This is a genomic window from Streptomyces sp. LS1784, from assembly GCF_020103755.1.
In the GTDB taxonomy this organism is placed as follows: domain Bacteria; phylum Actinomycetota; class Actinomycetes; order Streptomycetales; family Streptomycetaceae; genus Kitasatospora.
In genome coordinates this window covers 1-2,792 of sequence record NZ_JAHSQD010000813.1, presented here as the reverse complement: position 1 = coordinate 2,792, position 2,792 = coordinate 1, and the positions used below count along the sequence as shown (strand labels likewise).

Genomic DNA, 2,792 nt, shown 5'->3' with positions numbered 1-2,792 from the left:
GCCCGGCACGCCCGACCCCGGTCGGGCGCCCGCCTCCGGACGGCCCGCGGCCCACGGACGGCCCGTCATCGGTGGACCGGCCGGCCCCGTCGAGGGGCAGGCCCGGGAGTCCGGCCGACTGGGCGGTCCGCTGTTCCGGGAGGAGCAGCCCGTGCCGGCGCCGCCGGGTGTGACGGAGACGGTCGTGCTCCGCGCGATATCCGGCGACACCACACCCGCCCCCGGTCACGGCACCCCGTCGCACCCGGGGGCACCGGTGCATCCCGTGCCGCCGGCGAACCACCTGGCGGCCGGGCAGCCCCACTTCGTGCCGTCGTCCCACCCAGGGCAGGAGACACCCGTGGCCGCCCAGCCCGCCCCGCAGCCGCAGCCGCGCAAGCAGCGCGGTGGCCGTAACCTCCAGGCCGCCATAGGCGTGGGCGTCGGCCTCGGTGCGGTGATCGTCGCCTCGCTGTTCGTGGTGAAGGCACTGTTCCTGGTCGTCGTGATGGCCGCGGTCGCGGTCGGCGTGTGGGAGCTGACCAGCCGGCTCGCCGAGCGCAAGCAGATCAAGGCGCCGCTGGTCCCGCTGGTCGTGGGCGGCATCGCCATGGTCGCCACCGGCTACTGGTCCGGCGTCCAGTGGGCCGCCGCCTCGCTCGCGCTGACCGGGCTGGCGGTGATGGTCTGGCGGATGGCCGAGCCGCCGGAGGACTACCTGCGGGACATAACAGCAGGCGTGTTCACGGCCTTCTACGTGCCGTTCCTGGCCACCTTCGTGGCGATGATGCTGGCGGCCGGCGACGGCCCCCAGCGGATCGTGCTCTTCCTGATCGTGACGATCTGCAGCGACACCGGCGCCTACGCGGTGGGCTACAAGTTCGGGAAGAACAAGTTGGCCCCGACGATCAGCCCGGGCAAGACCCGCGAGGGCCTGGCCGGCGGCATCGCCCTGTCGATGCTGGCGGGCGCGCTGCTGATGGAGCTGATCATCGACGGCGGCAGCTGGTGGCAGGGCCTGATCCTGGGCGGCTGCGCGGCGGTCACCGCGACCCTGGGCGACCTGGGCGAGTCGATGATCAAGCGCGACCTCGGGATCAAGGACATGGGCACGCTGCTGCCCGGTCACGGCGGCATCATGGACCGGCTGGACTCGCTCCTGCCGACCGCCCCGGTGGTCTGGCTGCTGCTGGCGGCCTTCGTCGGCAGCTGACCCGGCGTACGAGACGTACGCGCGAGGGCCCCGGACGCCCGGCGTCCGGGGCCCTCGCGCGTCTGCGACACTGGAACAACCATGCCTAAGCCCGGAGAACTCACTTTTGTCGCGCCGCGCGGCGCCAAGCCCCCGCGACACCTCGCCGACCTGAGCCCCGCCGAGCGCAAGGAGGCCGTCGCCGAGCTGGGCGAGCAGCCGTTCCGCGCCAAGCAGCTCTCCAACCACTACTTCGGCCGGATGTCGAACGACCCGGCGAGTTGGACGGACATCCCCGCCGTCAGCCGGGAGAAGCTCACCGGGAGCCTGCTGCCCGAGCTGATGTCGGTGGTCCGGCACGTCTCCTGCGACGACGACGCCACCCGCAAGACGCTCTGGAAGCTCTTCGACGGCACGCTCGTGGAGTCCGTGCTGATGCGCTACCCGGACCGGGTCACCATGTGCATCAGCTCGCAGGCCGGCTGCGGCATGAACTGCCCGTTCTGCGCCACCGGCCAGGCCGGGCTGACCCGCAACCTCTCCACCGCCGAGATCGTCGAGCAGATCGCCGCAGGGATGCGCGCGCTCAAGTCGGGGGAGATCCCCGGCGGCGAGGCGCGGCTGTCCAACGTGGTCTTCATGGGCATGGGCGAGCCGCTGGCCAACTACAACCGGGTGCTGTCCGCGATCCGCCGGCTGACCGACCCGGCGCCGGACGGCTTCGGCCTGTCCCAGCGCGGCATCACGGTCTCCACCGTCGGCCTCGTCCCGGCGATGCACCGGTTCGCCGACGAGGGCCTCAGCTGCCGCCTGGCGCTGTCGCTGCACGCCCCGGACGACGAGCTTCGCGACGAGCTGGTGCCGGTGAACACCCGGTGGAAGGTCGCCGAGGTGCTGGACGCGGCCTGGAACTACGCGGAGAAGTCCGGCCGCCGGATCTCCATCGAGTACGCGCTGATCAAGGACATCAACGACCAGGCCTGGCGGGCCGACCTGCTCGGCCGGCTGATCAAGAACCGCCGGGTGCACGTCAACCTGATCCCGCTGAACCCGACCCCCGGTTCCAAGTGGACGGCCTCCCGGCCCGAGGACGAGCGCGAGTTCGTCCGCCGGCTCCAGTCGCACGGCGTGCCGACGACCGTCCGCGACACCCGCGGCCAGGAGATCGACGGTGCCTGCGGCCAGCTCGCCGCGGCGGGCTGAGTCCCACCGCAGGAAACCCGTACCGCAGGAAACCCCTACCGGAGCCCGGCGGCCGCCAGTGCGGCGGTCGCCCCGCCGGTCAGCAGCAGCGTGCTGCCCACCCCGAGGGTGCGCAGCGCGACCGCCCCGAACAGCAGCCGGGGCGAGGTGCCGAGGCGCAGCAGCGCGTCGGTGACCTGACGGCGGTCGGTACGGACCTCGGCGAGGCGGACGATCACCGCGGCGGTCGCGCAGCCGAGCACCAGGCAGGCCTCGATCGCGGGCAGCGCGTCGGCGCTGTCGGGCGTGCCGATCCAGTAGCGGACGGTGGTGAGCACCAGCGCGACGGTGAGGGTGAGCACGGCCAGCGGCGCGCCGAGCCGGCGGGCCTGGGCTGTGAGGCCGCGCCCGGCCAGCAGCCGCAGCGGGGTCGGCCGCC

Annotated in this window: 2 protein-coding genes and 1 pseudogene; 2 read left to right on the top strand and 1 reads right to left on the bottom strand. The window is 73.2% G+C overall.

Annotated elements, in window-relative coordinates; translation table 11 throughout:
• On the top strand, positions 1-1,192 hold a 1,192-nt coding region (locus KS423_RS42770; protein WP_374120158.1), incomplete at its 5' end, for a phosphatidate cytidylyltransferase.
• An 81-nt stretch (positions 1,193-1,273) separates the two neighbouring features.
• A complete protein-coding gene (gene rlmN, locus KS423_RS42765; RefSeq protein WP_224285093.1) occupies positions 1,274-2,374 on the top strand; it encodes a 23S rRNA (adenine(2503)-C(2))-methyltransferase RlmN in 1,101 nt (366 codons plus the stop codon).
• Between the two features lie 35 nt (positions 2,375-2,409).
• On the opposite strand, the pseudogene KS423_RS42760 reads toward rlmN, so the two are convergent.
• Positions 2,410-2,792: pseudogene (locus KS423_RS42760) on the bottom strand (hypothetical protein); the annotation flags it as partial.

What these genes read in the sequence shown, in the direction of transcription:
- rlmN (WP_224285093.1), top strand. Translation starts at nt 1,274, where the DNA reads ATGCCTAAGCCCGGAGAACTCACTTTTGTCGCGCCGCGCGGCGCCAAG.